This is a genomic window from Proteus sp. STS61-E (genome assembly GCF_040932335.1).
In the GTDB taxonomy this organism is placed as follows: domain Bacteria; phylum Pseudomonadota; class Gammaproteobacteria; order Enterobacterales; family Enterobacteriaceae; genus Proteus; species Proteus mirabilis_B.
In genome coordinates, this window is record NZ_JBFQGE010000010.1 from 1 (window position 1) to 17,373 (window position 17,373).

The 17,373-nt window shown below is 41.3% G+C and carries 13 protein-coding genes; 11 read left to right on the top strand and 2 right to left on the bottom strand.

The window, feature by feature from the left end:
* The 11 genes from AB4J89_RS18540 to AB4J89_RS18590 all read left to right on the top strand — a co-directional run.
* Positions 1-109, top strand: a 109-nt coding sequence (locus AB4J89_RS18540) for a hypothetical protein (protein WP_337090808.1), incomplete at its 5' end; no start/stop codon positions are given.
* Positions 110-381: 272 nt separating this feature from the next.
* Entirely contained in the window at positions 382-759 is a 378-nt protein-coding gene (secE, locus tag AB4J89_RS18545; RefSeq protein WP_023583091.1) for a preprotein translocase subunit SecE, read from the top strand.
* 7 nt (positions 760-766) lie between these two features.
* On the top strand, positions 767-1,312 hold the full coding sequence (nusG, locus tag AB4J89_RS18550; RefSeq protein ID WP_004246900.1) for a transcription termination/antitermination protein NusG: 546 nt from the start codon (positions 767-769) through the stop codon (positions 1,310-1,312).
* A gap of 146 nt (positions 1,313-1,458) precedes the next feature.
* Positions 1,459-1,887, top strand: coding sequence for a 50S ribosomal protein L11 (gene rplK / locus AB4J89_RS18555; protein WP_088494387.1), 429 nt, complete (start codon positions 1,459-1,461; stop codon positions 1,885-1,887).
* Between the two features lie 4 nt (positions 1,888-1,891).
* Complete coding sequence (gene rplA, locus AB4J89_RS18560; RefSeq protein ID WP_072064767.1) at positions 1,892-2,593, top strand: 50S ribosomal protein L1; 702 nt, start codon at positions 1,892-1,894, stop codon at positions 2,591-2,593.
* 326 nt (positions 2,594-2,919) lie between these two features.
* The gene (gene rplJ / locus AB4J89_RS18565; RefSeq protein WP_088494388.1) at positions 2,920-3,417 is read left to right on the top strand and encodes a 50S ribosomal protein L10; all 498 of its coding nucleotides are present in this window, start codon (positions 2,920-2,922) and stop codon (positions 3,415-3,417) included.
* A gap of 63 nt (positions 3,418-3,480) precedes the next feature.
* Entirely contained in the window at positions 3,481-3,846 is a 366-nt protein-coding gene (gene rplL / locus AB4J89_RS18570) for a 50S ribosomal protein L7/L12 (RefSeq protein WP_023583093.1), read from the top strand.
* 351 nt (positions 3,847-4,197) lie between these two features.
* Positions 4,198-8,226: a DNA-directed RNA polymerase subunit beta gene (gene rpoB, locus AB4J89_RS18575; RefSeq protein ID WP_072071066.1), complete on the top strand. Its 4,029-nt coding sequence runs from the start codon at positions 4,198-4,200 to the stop codon at positions 8,224-8,226.
* A 122-nt stretch (positions 8,227-8,348) separates the two neighbouring features.
* Entirely contained in the window at positions 8,349-12,575 is a 4,227-nt protein-coding gene (gene rpoC / locus AB4J89_RS18580) for a DNA-directed RNA polymerase subunit beta' (protein WP_088494389.1), read from the top strand.
* 79 nt (positions 12,576-12,654) lie between these two features.
* A complete protein-coding gene (locus AB4J89_RS18585) occupies positions 12,655-14,010 on the top strand; it encodes a polysaccharide deacetylase family protein (protein ID WP_368470279.1) in 1,356 nt (451 codons plus the stop codon).
* Between the two features lie 191 nt (positions 14,011-14,201).
* Positions 14,202-15,287 (top strand): Rpn family recombination-promoting nuclease/putative transposase, encoded by a 1,086-nt coding sequence (locus AB4J89_RS18590; RefSeq protein ID WP_088494391.1) that lies wholly within the window; start codon positions 14,202-14,204, stop codon positions 15,285-15,287.
* A gap of 187 nt (positions 15,288-15,474) precedes the next feature.
* On the opposite strand, the gene thiH is transcribed toward AB4J89_RS18590, so the two are convergent.
* On the bottom strand, positions 15,475-16,593 hold the full coding sequence (gene thiH / locus AB4J89_RS18595) for a 2-iminoacetate synthase ThiH (RefSeq protein ID WP_368470281.1): 1,119 nt from the start codon (positions 16,591-16,593) through the stop codon (positions 15,475-15,477).
* Positions 16,593-17,372: a thiazole synthase gene (locus AB4J89_RS18600; protein WP_088494393.1), complete on the bottom strand. Its 780-nt coding sequence runs from the start codon at positions 17,370-17,372 to the stop codon at positions 16,593-16,595. Before AB4J89_RS18600 ends, thiH begins: the two co-directional genes overlap by 1 nt.
* Position 17,373 lies beyond the last annotated feature (1 nt).

The window sequence follows — 17,373 nt, forward strand, 5'->3', positions numbered from 1 at the left end:
GATCGTTGAACTGATTCACCCAATCGCGATGGACGACGGTTTACGTTTCGCTATCCGTGAAGGTGGCCGTACAGTAGGTGCGGGCGTTGTTGCTAAAGTATTAGGTTAATTACTCGCGTAATTTCCTAGAGAAGGGCATCAATTGATGCCCTTTTTATGCGTTGTTTGAAAAAGAACCTATCTCATCACTAGTTTGCTGTAAATTATTGGTGAGATAGGCTCTGATACAACGAATCGAGTCCAGTATCTTGCAGATACGAATGTCATAGAGATATGACACTGTGTCAGATGCAATCATAGTTGATTTTATGGTTAGTCTGATTTGTTTTGCTCTTGCGAGGCAAGCTGGCTATTTATTTACATCATATGACAGGTTAATTTATGAGTGCGAATAGCGGAGCTCAAGATAGCAAACGCGGTGGTGATATCGCTAAGTGGATCATTACCGTTTTATTGCTGGCAGTAGCAGTGGGTGGCAACTATCTTTACCGTGAATTTAACCTAGCGTTACGAGCTTTAGCTGTTGTTGCTTTGTTCGTAGCAGCGGGTGGGATCGCGTTGTGGACAACACAAGGTAAAGCAACATTAGCATTTGCTCGCGAAGCGCGTATTGAAATGCGTAAAGTAGTATGGCCAACACGTCAAGAAACATTGCAGACAACCCTGATTGTTGCTGCGGTGACGGCTATTGTGTCATTAGTTCTTTGGGGACTGGATGGCATTCTGGTTCGTTTTGTTTCCTTTATTACTGGCCTGTGAGGTGTTCATGACTGATTCTCCAAAAAAACGCTGGTATGTCATTCAGGCTTTTTCAGGCTTTGAAGGCCGTGTTGCACAGTCTCTGCGTGAACATATCAAATTAAACGAAATGGAAGACTCATTCGGCGAAGTTATGGTTCCAACCGAAGAAGTGGTTGAGATCCGTAGCGGTCAACGTCGCAAAAGTGAGCGTAAATTTTTCCCAGGTTATGTTCTTGTCCAAATGGTCATGAACGATGCAACTTGGCACTTAGTACGTAATGTACCTCGTGTTATGGGATTCATTGGCGGAACGTCTGACAGACCTGCACCAATTAGCGATAAAGAAGTTGATGCGATTATGAATCGCTTACAACAAGTTGGTGATAAACCGCGTCCTAAAACACTGTTTGAACCAGGTGAAATGGTTCGTGTTAGCGATGGTCCATTCGCTGACTTTAACGGTGTTGTTGAAGAAGTTGATTACGAAAAAAGCCGCTTAAAAGTCTCTGTATCAATCTTTGGTCGTGCAACACCAGTTGAATTAGACTTTAGTCAGGTTGAAAAAGGTTAAACCTTTTTACGTTGCTTTCTTGCAAAAGGTGGAAAAGTTATCTACAATTTTCCACCTTTCGTTTTGAGTTGTTTTGCTATAAGGCAAAACAAAGTAAAATCGGGGAGCCCTAGCCGGGCGATATACCCAAATTGAGGAATTAATTAATGGCTAAGAAAGTCCAAGCCTATATCAAACTGCAAGTTTCTGCAGGTATGGCTAATCCAAGTCCACCAGTTGGTCCAGCTCTGGGTCAACAAGGTGTTAACATCATGGAATTCTGTAAAGCATTCAACGCTAAAACTGAAAGCGTAGAAAAAGGTTTACCAATTCCTGTTGTTATTACAGTTTATGCTGACCGTTCTTTCACTTTCGTTACCAAAACTCCTCCAGCAGCAGTTCTGCTGAAGAAAGCGGCGGGCGTGAAATCAGGTTCTGGCAAACCGAACAAAGAGAAAGTAGGTAAAATTACTTCTGCTCAAGTTCGTGAAATCGCAGAAACTAAAGCTGCGGACCTGACTGGTGCTGACGTTGAAGCTATGATGCGTTCAATCGAAGGTACTGCTCGTTCCATGGGCCTGGTAGTGGAGGATTAATCTGATGGCTAAACTAACCAAGCGCATGCGCAATATCCGTGAGAAAGTTGAAGTAACTAAACAGTACGAAATTACTGAAGCTGTTGCTTTACTGAAAGAACTGGCTACTGCTAAATTCGTTGAAAGCGTTGACGTTGCTGTTAACCTTGGCATCGATGCACGTAAATCAGATCAAAACGTTCGTGGTGCAACTGTACTTCCACACGGTACTGGCCGTTCAGTTCGCGTTGCTGTATTCGCACAAGGTGCAAATGCAGAAGCTGCTAAAGAAGCAGGCGCTGAATTAGTCGGTATGGACGACTTAGCTGCTAAAGTTAAAGCTGGCGAAATGGACTTCGACGTTGTTATCGCATCTCCAGATGCAATGCGCGTTGTAGGTCAATTAGGTCAAATCCTTGGCCCACGCGGCTTAATGCCAAACCCGAAAGTGGGTACTGTAACTCCTAACGTTGCTGAAGCAGTTAAAAATGCTAAAGCTGGTCAGGTTCGTTACCGTAACGACAAAAATGGTATTATCCATACCACTATCGGTAAAGTTGATTTCAACGAAGCTCAGTTGAAAGAAAACTTAGAAGCTCTGCTGGTTGCTCTGAAAAAAGCAAAACCATCAGCAGCGAAAGGCGTTTATATCAAGAAAGTAAGCCTGTCTACCACTATGGGTGCAGGTGTTGCTATTGATCAAGCTAGCTTGAGCGCGACAGTTTAATCTTAGATTAGACTAAAGTCATAAAAGACTTTACCTTGGCGTCAAATTTGTATAGAATTTGACGCCTTGAGTTTAGCTATGTGGTATTTTATTTAAGTCTGCATAACTAAATTCTCTGAATTTCGGTTGGAGTCTGGCCTATCCAGACCCCGTCCAAGACCGCAGGTGTAAGTAATTACTTAATTTTCCTGCGTAGACGGTGAGAGAGCCAATAAAGAATTATATATTCTGGATTCTACTCACCGTGTTTTAGCGCTTATACCATTGTGGTAATAAGTGATGTGAGTCCCGAGTTTTTACTCGGTTAATCCAGGAGCAAGAAGCTAATGGCACTAAATCTTCAAGACAAACAAGCGATTGTTGCTGAAGTCAGCGAAGTTGCCAAAGGTGCGCTTTCTGCAGTTGTTGCGGATTCCCGTGGCGTTACTGTAGCTAAAATGACCGAACTGCGTAAAGCATGTCGTGAAGCTGGCGTTACTGTACGTGTAGTACGTAACACACTTCTGCGTCGTGCTGTTGAAGGTACTTCTTATGAAGTACTGAAAGATGCATTTGTTGGTCCAACCTTGATTGCATTTTCTGCTGAACATCCGGGCGCTGCAGCTCGTCTGTTCAAAGAATTCGCGAAAGCGAACCCAGCATTCGAGATTAAAGCGGCTGCCTTTGAAGGTGAGTTTATCCCAGGTTCGAACATCGATCGTCTGGCTACACTCCCAACTTACGATGAAGCAATCGCACGCCTGATGGCAACCATGAAAGAAGCCTCTGCAGGCAAATTGGTTCGCACTCTGGCTGCTCTGCGCGATCAGAAAGAAGCTGCTTAATAGCCAATTTCTTCGTTGCTTTATTTACGTATAAACTTTTTCTGAATTTTAGGAACACTTGTTATGTCTATTTCTAAAGACGATATCTTAAACGCAGTTGCTGAAATGTCTGTAATGGACGTTGTTGAACTGATCTCTATGATGGAAGAAAAATTCGGTGTATCTGCTGCTGCAGCTGTTGCTGTTGCTGCGGGTCCAGCAGAAGCTGCTGAAGAGAAAACTGAATTTGACGTTATCCTGAAAGCTATCGGCGGTAACAAAGTAGCAGTAATCAAAGCAGTACGTGGCGCTACTGGTCTTGGCCTGAAAGAAGCTAAAGACTTAGTAGAATCTGCACCAGCAGCTCTGAAAGAAGGCGTAAGCAAAGATGATGCTGAAGCTCTGAAGAAAGCTCTGGAAGAAGCAGGCGCTGAGGTTGAAGTTAAATAATTTAACTTCCCAGAGTGCAGCCTAACGGCTGATGGCTGGTGATTTTTTGGTCACCAGCCTTTTTGCGCTGTAAGGTAAGAGTCACTTTTTCACACTTTTTTGGTGTCTCATTACTTCAATATTTTTTGCTATTGACGACTTAATATACTGTGTTAATCACTACGATCCACGTTCTCGAAAGCTCGGTAGTGAGTTCAGCACAATGAAATGATTTAAGAGTAATAGCAATGAATATTCGGAAAATAGTTGTTTTCCTACCTACAAAAAAACAGTGTTAGCAGAATGTCGAGCCATCCTTAAAAAGTTAAGGACAGGCAGAGTGGGTCACTTTTCAGCGAGCTGAGGAACCCTATGGTTTACTCCTATACCGAGAAAAAACGTATTCGTAAGGATTTTGGTAAACGTCCACAAGTTCTGGATGTTCCCTATCTCCTTTCTATCCAACTTGACTCGTTCCAGAAGTTCATCGAGCAAGATCCTGATGGTCAAAACGGTCTGGAAGCAGCTTTCCGTTCCGTATTTCCTATCCAAAGCTACAGTGGTAATGCTGAATTACAATATGTCAGCTACCGCTTAGGCGAGCCTGTTTTTGATGTTAAAGAATGTCAGATCCGCGGTGTAACTTACTCAGCACCTTTGCGTGTAAAACTGCGTTTGGTCATTTATGAACGTGAAGCCCCAGAAGGCACCGTTAAAGACATCAAAGAACAAGAAGTCTATATGGGTGAAATCCCATTAATGACCGATAATGGTACTTTTGTTATCAATGGTACTGAGCGTGTTATCGTTTCCCAGTTACACCGTAGCCCTGGTGTGTTCTTTGATAGTGACAAAGGTAAAACACACTCTTCAGGTAAGGTACTGTATAACGCACGTATTATCCCTTATCGTGGCTCATGGTTAGACTTCGAATTCGACCCTAAAGATAACCTTTTTGTCCGTATTGACCGTCGCCGTAAATTACCTGCGACTATCATTTTACGCGCAATGAACTACAGCACTGAAGAAATCTTAGGATTATTCTTCGAAAAAACACTGTTTGAAATCAGCAACAACAAGCTGATGATGACATTAGTGCCTGAACGTCTGCGTGGTGAAACTGCTTCATTTGATATTGAAGCAAACGGCAAAGTGTATGTCGAAAAAGGCCGTCGTATTACCGCTCGCCATATTCGTCAATTAGAAAAAGAGCAAGTTGACCGCATTGAAGTACCTGTTGAATACATTGCAGGTAAAGTGGTTGCTCGTGACTATATTGATGAAGCGACAGGTGAACTGATTTGTGCTGCTAACATGGAAATCTCTTTAGATGTGTTAGCTCGCTTAAGTCAAGCTGGTCATAAAACGATTGAAACTCTGTTTACCAATGACTTAGATCATGGTGCTTATATTTCAGAAACTGTTCGCGTCGATCCTACAAACGATCGTTTAAGCGCGTTAGTTGAAATCTATCGAATGATGCGTCCTGGTGAACCACCTACACGCGAAGCCGCAGAAAACTTATTTGAGAACTTATTCTTCTCTGAAGATCGTTATGATCTTTCTGCTGTAGGTCGTATGAAGTTCAACCGTTCGTTAAGCCGTGACGAAGTTGAAGGTTCTGGCATCCTAAGCCAAGAAGATATCATTGAAGTAATGAAAAAACTGATTGATATCCGTAATGGTAAAGGTGAAGTGGATGATATCGACCACTTAGGTAACCGTCGTATTCGTTCTGTTGGCGAAATGGCTGAAAACCAATTCCGTGTTGGTCTGGTGCGTGTTGAACGTGCAGTTAAAGAGCGTCTGTCTTTAGGCGATCTTGATGCATTAATGCCACAAGATATGATCAACGCAAAACCGATTTCTGCTGCTGTCAAAGAATTCTTTGGCTCTAGCCAGTTATCACAGTTTATGGATCAGAATAACCCGCTATCAGAAATTACGCATAAACGCCGTATTTCTGCATTAGGCCCAGGTGGTTTGACCCGTGAACGTGCAGGCTTCGAAGTTCGAGACGTACACCCAACTCACTACGGTCGTGTGTGCCCAATCGAAACGCCTGAAGGTCCAAACATCGGTCTTATCAACTCATTATCTGTTTATGCACAGACTAACGAGTACGGTTTCCTAGAAACGCCTTACCGTGTTGTTGAAAACAACGCTGTAACAGATGAAATTCACTATCTGTCTGCAATTGAAGAAGGTAACTTCATCATTGCTCAGGCTAACTCCGTATTAGACGATGACAATCACTTCGTTGAAGAATTAGTTACTTGCCGTCATAAAGGTGAGTCAAGCTTATTTAGTCGTGACCAAGTTCAGTACATGGACGTTTCAACCCAACAGGTTGTTTCTGTCGGTGCTTCACTGATCCCATTCCTTGAACACGATGACGCCAACCGTGCATTGATGGGTGCGAACATGCAACGTCAGGCTGTTCCTACACTTCGTGGTGATAAACCACTAGTAGGTACAGGTATGGAACGTGCGGTTGCGGTTGACTCCGGTGTTACTGCGGTTGCTAAACGTGGTGGTGTTGTTCAGTATGTTGATGCTTCTCGTATCGTTATCAAAGTTAACGAAGAAGAGACTTACGCTGGTGAAGCGGGCATCGATATCTACAGCTTGACTAAATACACCCGTTCTAACCAGAACACATGTATTAACCAAACTCCTTGCGTATCTTTAGGTGAACCTGTTGATCGCGGTGACGTGTTAGCTGATGGTCCTTCAACAGACCTTGGTGAGTTAGCATTAGGTCAAAACATGCGCGTGGCATTTATGCCATGGAATGGTTATAACTACGAGGACTCCATCCTTGTATCTGAGCGTGTTGTTCAAGAAGACCGTTTCACTACTATCCACATTCAAGAACTCGCTTGTGTCTCTCGTGATACTAAGTTAGGGCCTGAAGAGATCACAGCTGATATCCCGAACGTCGGTGAAGCAGCGTTATCTAAACTGGATGAATCAGGTATCGTTTATATCGGTGCTGAAGTGAAAGGTGGCGACATTCTGGTTGGTAAAGTAACACCTAAAGGTGAAACTCAACTGACTCCAGAAGAGAAACTGCTACGTGCTATCTTCGGTGAAAAAGCGTCTGATGTTAAAGATTCTTCTCTACGTGTTCCTAATGGTGTGTCTGGTACAGTTATCGACGTACAAGTCTTCACCCGTGATGGCGTAGAAAAAGATAAACGTGCATTAGAAATCGAAGAATCACAGTTACGTGAAGTTAAGAAAGACTTAACTGAAGAACTGCGTATTTTTGAAGCTGGTCTATTCGCTCGTATCCGTGGTGTTCTGATTGCTGGCGGTATTGAAGCTGAGAAATTAGACAAATTACCTCGTGAACGTTGGTTAGAGCTGGGTATTGCGGATGAAGAGAAGCAAAACCAGTTAGAACAATTAGCTGAACAGTATGATGAACTGAAAGCTGAGTTCGCGAAGAAACTGGAAGCCAAACGTCGTAAAATCACTCAAGGCGATGATTTAGCACCAGGCGTGCTGAAAATCGTTAAGGTTTACCTGGCTGTTAAACGTCAGATCCAACCTGGTGATAAGATGGCGGGTCGTCATGGTAACAAGGGTGTTATCTCTAAGATTAACCCAATTGAAGACATGCCATACGATGAAAACGGTAATCCAGTAGACCTCGTACTGAACCCACTAGGTGTACCATCACGTATGAACATCGGTCAGATCCTTGAAACTCACTTGGGTATGGCTGCTAAAGGTATCGGTGATAAGATCAATGCGATGCTGAAACAGCAACAAGAAGTTGCTAAGTTACGTGAATTTATCCAGAAAGCTTACGATCTGGGTATGGCACCTCGTCAGAAAGTTGATCTGGACACCTTCAGCGATGAAGAAGTGTTACGTCTGGCTGAAAACCTGAAAAAAGGTATGCCAACCGCAACACCAGTGTTCGATGGTGCAGAAGAAATGGAAATTAAAGAGATGCTGAAATTAGCTGATCTTCCAACTTCTGGTCAGATTACACTTTTCGATGGTCGTACAGGTGAACAATTTGAGCGTCCAGTAACTGTTGGTTACATGTACATGCTGAAACTGAACCACTTAGTTGATGACAAGATGCACGCCCGTTCTACCGGTTCGTACAGCTTGGTTACTCAGCAGCCTCTTGGTGGTAAAGCACAGTTTGGTGGACAGCGTTTCGGGGAGATGGAAGTGTGGGCACTGGAAGCATACGGTGCAGCATATACTCTTCAAGAAATGCTTACTGTTAAGTCGGATGACGTTAACGGTCGTACCAAAATGTACAAAAACATCGTTGATGGTAACCATCAGATGGAACCAGGTATGCCAGAGTCGTTCAACGTATTGTTGAAAGAGATCCGTTCACTGGGTATCAACATCGAATTGGAAGACGAATAACGTATTCCATATAGACAGACTGCTAGAAATGGCAGTCTGTCAAACAGTGACTACACTGGTTTAAAGGGGTGAATGACAGGGGTCATTTGCCTGGCAGGTCTAACTCCGACAGGAGCCATTTCGTGAAAGACTTATTAAAGTTTCTGAAAGCGCAAACCAAGACCGAAGAGTTTGATGCGATCAAAATTGCTCTGGCATCACCTGATATGATCCGTTCATGGTCATTTGGTGAAGTTAAAAAGCCAGAAACAATTAACTACCGTACGTTCAAACCAGAACGTGACGGTCTTTTCTGTGCCCGTATTTTCGGACCAGTAAAAGATTACGAATGTTTGTGTGGTAAATACAAACGTTTAAAACACCGTGGTGTTATCTGTGAGAAGTGTGGCGTTGAAGTTACACAAACTAAAGTTCGTCGTGAACGTATGGGTCACATCGAATTAGCTTCTCCAGTTGCTCACATTTGGTTCTTGAAATCACTGCCGTCCCGTATCGGTCTGCTGCTGGATATGCCACTGCGCGATATTGAACGTGTACTGTATTTTGAATCTTACGTTGTTGTTGAAGGCGGGATGACCAGCCTTGAGCGTGGACAAATCTTAACAGAAGAGCAATATCTTGATGCATTAGAAGAGTTCGGTGACGAATTCGATGCGAAGATGGGTGCAGAAGCTGTTCAGAACCTGTTACAGAGCATGGATCTGGAACAAGAGTGTGAAACGCTGCGTGAAGAGTTAAATGAAACTAACTCTGAAACCAAACGTAAGAAACTGACTAAACGTATCAAGTTACTTGAAGCATTCATGCAATCAGGCAATAAACCTGAATGGATGATCTTAACTGTACTGCCTGTGTTACCACCAGACTTACGTCCACTGGTTCCACTTGATGGCGGTCGTTTTGCGACTTCAGACCTGAACGATTTATATCGTCGAGTGATCAACCGTAACAACCGTTTAAAACGCCTGCTTGATTTAGCAGCACCAGACATTATCGTACGTAACGAAAAACGTATGTTACAAGAGTCTGTGGATGCGTTATTAGATAACGGTCGTCGTGGTCGTGCGATTACAGGTTCTAACAAACGTCCTCTGAAATCTTTGGCTGATATGATCAAAGGTAAGCAAGGTCGTTTCCGTCAAAACCTGTTAGGTAAACGTGTTGACTATTCTGGTCGTTCTGTAATCACCGTTGGTCCATACCTGCGTCTGCATCAGTGTGGTCTACCGAAGAAAATGGCTCTTGAGTTATTCAAACCATTTATTTACGGAAAACTGGAAACCCGTGGTTTAGCGACAACAATCAAAGCCGCTAAAAAAATGGTTGAGCGTGAAGAAGCGGTTGTTTGGGATATCTTAGATGAAGTTATCCGCGAACACCCAGTGATGCTAAACCGTGCACCAACACTTCACCGTTTAGGTATTCAGGCATTTGAACCAATCCTTATCGAAGGTAAAGCTATTCAGTTACACCCACTCGTTTGTGCGGCATATAACGCCGACTTCGATGGTGACCAAATGGCGGTTCACGTACCATTGACATTAGAAGCACAGTTAGAAGCTCGTGCGCTGATGATGTCAACAAACAACATTCTGTCTCCTGCAAGTGGTGACCCAATCATCGTTCCTTCACAGGACGTTGTATTAGGTCTGTACTACATGACTCGTGACTGCATCAATGCCAAAGGTGAAGGCATGGTGTTAAGTGGTCCTAAAGAAGCTGAACGCGTTTATCGCGCAGGTTTAGCTTCTTTACACGCACGCGTTAAAGTACGTATCACTGAAGAGATCAAAGATGGCGAAGGTAACATCACCACTGAAACTAGCTTAAAAGACACAACTGTCGGCCGAGCTATTTTATGGATGATCGTACCAAAAGGCCTACCTTACGCGCTGGTTAACCAACCATTAGGTAAGAAAGCAATTTCTAAAATGCTGAATACCTGTTATCGCGTAATGGGCTTGAAGCCAACAGTTATTTTTGCTGACCAAATCATGTATACCGGTTTTGCTTATGCAGCACGTTCAGGTGCTTCAGTAGGTATCGATGACATGGTTATCCCTGCTAAAAAAGCAGAGATCATTGCGGAAGCAGAAGCTGAAGTTGCAGAAATTCAGGAACAGTTCCAATCCGGTCTGGTAACAGCGGGCGAACGTTACAACAAAGTTATCGATATTTGGGCTGCGGCGAATGAGCGCGTAGCAAAAGCGATGATGGAAAACCTGTCTACTGAAACCGTTATTAACCGTAATGGTGAAGAAGAACAACAAGTATCTTTCAACAGCATCTTTATGATGGCTGACTCCGGTGCTCGTGGTTCTGCAGCTCAGATCCGTCAGTTAGCAGGTATGCGTGGTCTGATGGCTAAGCCAGATGGCTCAATCATCGAGACACCAATCACAGCGAACTTCCGTGAAGGTCTGAACGTACTCCAGTACTTCATCTCAACCCACGGTGCTCGTAAAGGTCTTGCGGATACCGCACTGAAAACAGCAAACTCCGGTTACTTGACACGTCGTTTAGTTGATGTTGCACAAGACTTAGTCGTAACAGAAGACGACTGTGGTACAACCGAAGGTGTTATGATGACTCCGGTTATCGAAGGTGGTGATGTTAAAGAACCACTGCGTGAACGTGTATTAGGTCGTGTGGCTGCAGAAGATATTCTGAAACCAGGTACTGCCGATATTCTTGTTCCACGTAACACCCTGTTAAACGAAAAACTGTGTGACCTGTTAGAAGAAAACTCAGTTGACAGCGTGAAAGTACGTTCAGTTGTAACCTGTAACACAGACTTCGGTGTGTGTGCGAATTGTTATGGTCGTGATCTTGCTCGTGGTCATATCATCAACAAAGGTGAAGCTATCGGTGTTATCGCGGCACAGTCAATCGGTGAACCAGGTACACAGTTAACGATGCGTACGTTCCACATCGGTGGTGCGGCATCTCGTGCGGCAGCAGAATCTAGCATTCAAGTACGTAACAAAGGTACTCTGAAGCTGTTCAATGCGAAGTTCATTACTAATACTGCTGGCAAGTTAGTTATCACTTCTCGTAACACTGAATTACGTTTAATTGACGAATTCGGTCGTACAAAAGAAAGCTATAAAGTGCCTTACGGTGCTCAATTAGCGAAAGGTGATGGCGAAGCAGTTAACGGTGGCGAAACTGTTGCTAACTGGGATCCACATACAATGCCAGTTGTGAGTGAAGTATCTGGTATCATCCGTTTTGCTGACATGGTTGATGGTCAAACTATTACACGTCAAACAGATGAATTAACAGGTCTTTCTTCACTGGTTGTTCTGGATTCAGCAGAGCGTACAGGTAGCGGTAAAGATTTACGTCCAGCATTGCGCATCACTGATGCACAAGGTAATGATGTATTAATTCCGAATACTGATATGCCAGCACAGTACTTCCTGCCAGGTAAAGCAATTGTTCAGTTAGACGATGGCATTACAATTAATGCAGGTGACACTTTAGCGCGTATTCCACAAGAATCTGGCGGTACTAAAGATATCACCGGTGGTCTGCCACGCGTTGCTGACCTGTTTGAAGCTCGTCGTCCGAAAGAGCCTGCAATCCTTGCTGAAATCAGCGGTATTGTTTCGTTCGGTAAAGAGACTAAAGGTAAACGTCGTCTAGTTATTTCTCCATTAGACGGTAGTGATGCATACGAAGAGATGATCCCTAAATGGCGTCAGCTTAACGTATTCGAAGGTGAGGTTGTGGAACGCGGTGATGTAATCTCCGATGGTCCAGAATCACCACACGACATTCTGCGCTTACGTGGTGTTCATGCGGTTACTCGCTATATCACTAACGAAGTACAGGAAGTTTACCGTTTACAAGGCGTTAAGATTAACGATAAACACATCGAAGTTATCGTTCGTCAGATGCTGCGTAAAGTTACCATTGAGAACGCAGGAAGCTCTGAGTTCCTCGAAGGTGAACAGGTTGAATACGCTCGCGTTAAAGTATCAAACCGTGTTCTGGAAGATGATGGCAAAGTACCAGCAACGTATGCTCGTGACCTGTTAGGTATCACTAAAGCATCTCTGGCAACTGAATCCTTCATCTCTGCTGCATCGTTCCAAGAAACAACTCGTGTTCTGACGGAAGCTGCGGTAGCGGGTAAACGTGATGAATTACGAGGCTTGAAAGAAAACGTTATTGTTGGTCGCTTGATCCCAGCTGGTACTGGATATGCGTATCACCAAGATCGTATGAAGCGTCGTCAATCACAACTGCCGACAGATGAAACTGAAACAACAATCAGTGCTGATGAAGCATCTGCTAACTTAGCAGAATTACTGAATGCTGGTTTCGGTGGATTAAAAGACTAAAATCTAATTTAGATTAGATTGAAATGCCCTCCATTGTGAGGGCATTTTTTGTTTCTGTTCTACATAAGTTGGCGAAATGATGAGAATAATAACTAATAGTTTGATTATTCTATGCTTTATTTTTACTGGATCTGTTTCCGCAGTACCTTATGAAAGAGGTATTCCAACAGAAGCTCAATGGGATTTAAAAAAGCCCATTACAACATTGATGCAACTGCGCCAACAAAAAACGCTATATGCATTTGTGGGAGATAAATTACGACCTGTTGCAGAGATTTGTCCTAACCAAGGTTTTTATGCATCAGTCGCGGAGGGTGATTACCACAAAATACAATTTGGAAATGCTCAAGGTTATCTTGAAGCGGGTTATTTAGAAGATGGTTATTTAGAAGATATTGCCTCTATTAAACCCGATAAGAAAATACGTTTCTTATCAGATAGCACGAAGAAAACAGATTATCCTATCTACGAATATTTAATTACGACAAAAAATACCCCCATCTATAGTGATAAAGATATTGCTAGCTCACAAATAGCAATACTCTTATCCAATCTACGTTATCCCGTGTTATCACGCACAATAAAAGAAGATGCTGATGGAAATAAAATTAATTGGTTTGAAATTTCTTTAGGTGATCGCTTAGGTTATATTTCATCAAGAGATGTAAAGCCTGATTTAGGAATACCTGTACTCACCTATCATCATATTCTCAAGGCAACGGAAAACCATAATTTTCGCCATACATCAACGACAACATCATTAACTGCATTTACAGAGCAGATGAATTATTTAAAAAATGCGGGATATGAAACACTTTCACTAAATCAAGTTGCAGGCTATTTAAATAAAAGTGTCAATTTGCCGGGTCGAGCTGTTGCATTAACATTTGATGATGGTTTGCAGTCTGTTTATCGTTATGCTTATCCTCTTTTACAAGAAAATGGTCAACGAGCAACACTATTTGTTATCTCTTCACGAATAAAATCTAAAATACCTAAATGGGCACCTAATTCATTGCAGTTTATGAGTTGGCAGTCGCTTAAATCGAGTCGCGATGTTTTTGATATTCAATCACACTCCCATTTTTTACATCGTTTAGATAATAATAAAAAACCTATTATCTTTAGTCGTCAGTCCCACACGATTATATTGGATTTGCAACGTTCACAACGTGTATTGCGATTATTAAATCCACATCAATATGCCTTTGCATATCCTTTCGGTGGATATAATCAAAGAGCAATCAATGCAGTAAAAGCGTCGGGTATGACATTGGCGGTGACGACCCAGCAAGGAAAAGTTCGTTTAGGTGATCCACCTTTCGCTCTAAAACGGCTCTATGCTTTGAGCACAGATCCCATTGAGAAATTTGCGAGGATGGTGGGTAATGATGAATATGAAGTGGTTAATAAAAATATCGTTGTTGATAAATAATTAAAAATAAAATTTATAATCTTAAAAAATACCTTTGATATTTATTGAAGGTATTTTTTTATTTCTCTATTACTTATTCAGTTAAGATCAACAAATAACTTATATTTTTCAGATAATTATGATGATTTTTTAGTGATAAAAATTCATTTTTTTCTGTAAGCTGGCAATCCAAATTCAGCATGGAGCTAGTTATGAAAAAATCTATATCCATATCTTCTTATGATTCTGCATTTAAACGTTTTATGATGAATGTCAGTAATGCGAAAGACTTTTTCTTTGTCCATTTACCAGAGGACTTAAAAAGTCATTGTGATTTTTCAACGTTGCAATTACAAAATTCTTCTTTCATCGATATTAACTTACGTTCTCGTATGTCTGATATTTTGTATTTAGTGAAAACCAAAGAGGGTGATATTTCTATTTATTTACTGATAGAGCATCAATCTAGACCAGATAAAATGATAGCTTGGCGTATGATGAACTATGCGTTTTACACTATGAATCAACATTTACAGCAAGGTTATAAATCTTTACCTCTCGTTGTTCCCATTCTGTTTTATCATGGAAAGAAAAAACCTTATCCTTTTCCGGTTAATTGGATGTCATGCTTTCCGCTTACTTCACTTGCTAATAAACTTTATTCTAATAGTTTCTCTTTAATTGATTTGACTTCAATTGATGATGATATTTTGCTGACTCATAAAAAAGCAGCGGTAATGGAAATTGCAATGAAGCACGTTAATAGTTGTCATGATATTAATGAGATTGCAATACTTCTATCAAAAGCAATAAATCAGAAAAACTGCAGAGATGAAGACACGGTTGCTGTTGTAGAATATTTATTCTCAATTATGGATGCATCAGACTTTGAGTTCATTTTAAATAAGATAGTTGAACAAGTAGATAACCACAAAGAGGTGATTATGAATATAGCGTGGAGATTAGAAAATAAGGGATTTAATTTAGGTGTAAGTGAAGGGTTTGAAATAGGTAAAAATGAGGGGATCGAACTGGGCAAAAATCTAGGTCTTGAATTAGGTAAGAATGTAGGTATTGAAATAGGCTGGGCTAAAGGCATTGAGTTAGGCAAAACAGAAGGCATTGAGTTAGGTAAAACAGAAGGTATTGAGTTAGGCAAAACAGAAGGTATTGAAATCGGTAAAAAAATAGTACAAATAGAATTAGCTCAAAACTTATTAAAAGAGAACTTTGATCTTTTATTTATTGAGAAAATATCAGGTTTAAGTATTCAAGAACTTGAAGAATTAGCAGCGTAATAATTTAACCACCTATTCTATATAATATTAAATTAAAAACATTCTAATATATTGTTGTAATATTTTATTTTTCTTTAATTTTTTTAAATTTATTATATGTTACTTTTATTAAACTATTTAATAAAAACCGCCTTTACTATTTGTGATTAAATAAATTAAAGGCGGTTTTATATTATTTAAGCTTCAATTAACGGCCCAAGTAATTATCCCAATCTTTCCATACAGGTTGTAATCCTCGTTCTTTTAATACGTTAATAACATCATTTACATGACGATTATCATTAGGTGAAAATTGTTCTAACTCTTCATGGTTGTCAGAATATCCACCGGGTTGAGTTTTAGATCCTGCACTAATATTATTAATTGCTAAGGGTACTGTATTATCACGAAAATACGGAGATTCACGCGTTGAAAGTGAAAGTTCAACATCGGGTGCTAAAATGCGAAAAGCACAGATCAACTGAACTAATTCAGCTTCATTCATTACTGATGCAGGACTAAGTCCACCAGCACAAGGACGTAAACGAGGAAAAGAGATAGAGTAACGACTTTTCCAATAGCGTTTTTGTAAGAACAAGAGATGTTCCGCCACCATATAACAATCGCTACGCCATTGGCTTGAAAGACCAATCAATGCACCTAAACCAATTTTATCAATCCCTGCTTGTCCTAATCTATCAGGTGTTTGTAATCGCCAATGGAAATCTTGTTTTTTACCTTTTAGATGATGAAGCTGATAAGTGGGTTCATGATAGGTTTCTTGATAAACCATCACACCATCAATACCCAGAGTTTTTAATTCTGCATACTCTTCTGTTGCAAGAGGCTGAACCTCCATCATCAATGAACTGAAATTCTCTCGAATAAGAGGGATGTATTGGCGAAAATAATCCATACCCACTTTTCTTTGATGTTCTCCAGTCACTAATAACAGGCTATCAAAGCCTAATTGTCTGATGCTATTACATTCAGCAATGATCTCGCTTTCATTTAATGTTTTACGTTTAATGGCATTACTCATTGAAAAACCACAATAAGTACAGTCATTTGCACATAAATTAGAAAGATAGAGTGGAACATATAATCCCACAATATTACCAAAACGTTGTCGAGTAAGTTGCTGAGCGCGTTGAGCCATAGGTTCTAAGTAATGCCGACCCGCAGGCGAAATCAGCGCCATAAAATTATCGAGTGTAAGGGTATGGCGATTTAATGCGGCTTCAACATCCGCATTGGTTTTACTATTGAGTTTTAATGTAATGTCATCCCAGTCGAGTTGTTGCCAATAATCAGAAAAAGTGTCCATTAGAATGCCCCTAAGTATTGGGTTAATGGACTAGAGGCTTGCGCTTGCATATTCACAACTGAAGCAGGTGTAGCAAGCCCTGATTGTCGAGCAAGTTCACCAGCATCAAGCGCAGCTTTGAATGCTTGTGCCATTAGAATAGGATTTTTGGCAACAGCAATTGCAGTGTTAACTAAAACTGCATCCGCACCTAATTCTAACGCTTCAAGTGCATGACTTGGCGCACCAATACCTGCATCAACAACAACAGGAATTGAGGCTTGTTCAATGATAATTCGTAGAAAATCACGAGTCTGTAAACCTTGATTAGAGCCAATAGGAGAACCTAGAGGCATCACAGCGGCACAGCCAGCTTCTTCTAAACGACGGCATAAAACGGGATCAGCACTGCAATAAGGTAAAACCACAAAACCTTCTTTAACGAGGATTTCAGCGGCTTTAAGTGTTTCAATAGGGTCGGGTAATAAATATTTAGTATCAGGATGAATTTCTAATTTTACCCAGTGAGTACCAAAAGCTTCTTTGGCTAAACGAGCCGCAAAAACAGCTTCTTGTGCTGTTTTCGCACCGGATGTGTTAGGTAATAATTTTACCCCTAATGATTTAAGCGGTGCGATTAAATCATCATTACCATTCTTTAAATCTACACGCTTCATTGCCATCGTGACTAATTGGCTACCCGAAGCCTTAATGGCTTCCGTCATTAGTGTTGGTGTTGCAAATTTCCCTGTGCCTGTAAAAAGTCTAGATGTGAATGTTGTATCAGCAATTTTTAACATA

Coding starts and splice junctions, on each gene's coding strand:
- secE (WP_023583091.1), top strand. CDS start 382: ATGAGTGCGAATAGCGGAGCTCAAGATAGCAAACGCGGTGGTGATATC.
- nusG (WP_004246900.1), top strand. CDS start 767: ATGACTGATTCTCCAAAAAAACGCTGGTATGTCATTCAGGCTTTTTCA.
- rplK (WP_088494387.1), top strand. CDS start 1,459: ATGGCTAAGAAAGTCCAAGCCTATATCAAACTGCAAGTTTCTGCAGGT.
- rplA (WP_072064767.1), top strand. CDS start 1,892: ATGGCTAAACTAACCAAGCGCATGCGCAATATCCGTGAGAAAGTTGAA.
- rplJ (WP_088494388.1), top strand. CDS start 2,920: ATGGCACTAAATCTTCAAGACAAACAAGCGATTGTTGCTGAAGTCAGC.
- rplL (WP_023583093.1), top strand. CDS start 3,481: ATGTCTATTTCTAAAGACGATATCTTAAACGCAGTTGCTGAAATGTCT.
- rpoB (WP_072071066.1), top strand. CDS start 4,198: ATGGTTTACTCCTATACCGAGAAAAAACGTATTCGTAAGGATTTTGGT.
- AB4J89_RS18585 (WP_368470279.1), top strand. CDS start 12,655: ATGAGAATAATAACTAATAGTTTGATTATTCTATGCTTTATTTTTACT.
- AB4J89_RS18590 (WP_088494391.1), top strand. CDS start 14,202: ATGAAAAAATCTATATCCATATCTTCTTATGATTCTGCATTTAAACGT.
- thiH (WP_368470281.1), bottom strand. CDS start 16,593: ATGGACACTTTTTCTGATTATTGGCAACAACTCGACTGGGATGACATT.
- AB4J89_RS18600 (WP_088494393.1), bottom strand. CDS start 17,372: ATGTTAAAAATTGCTGATACAACATTCACATCTAGACTTTTTACAGGC.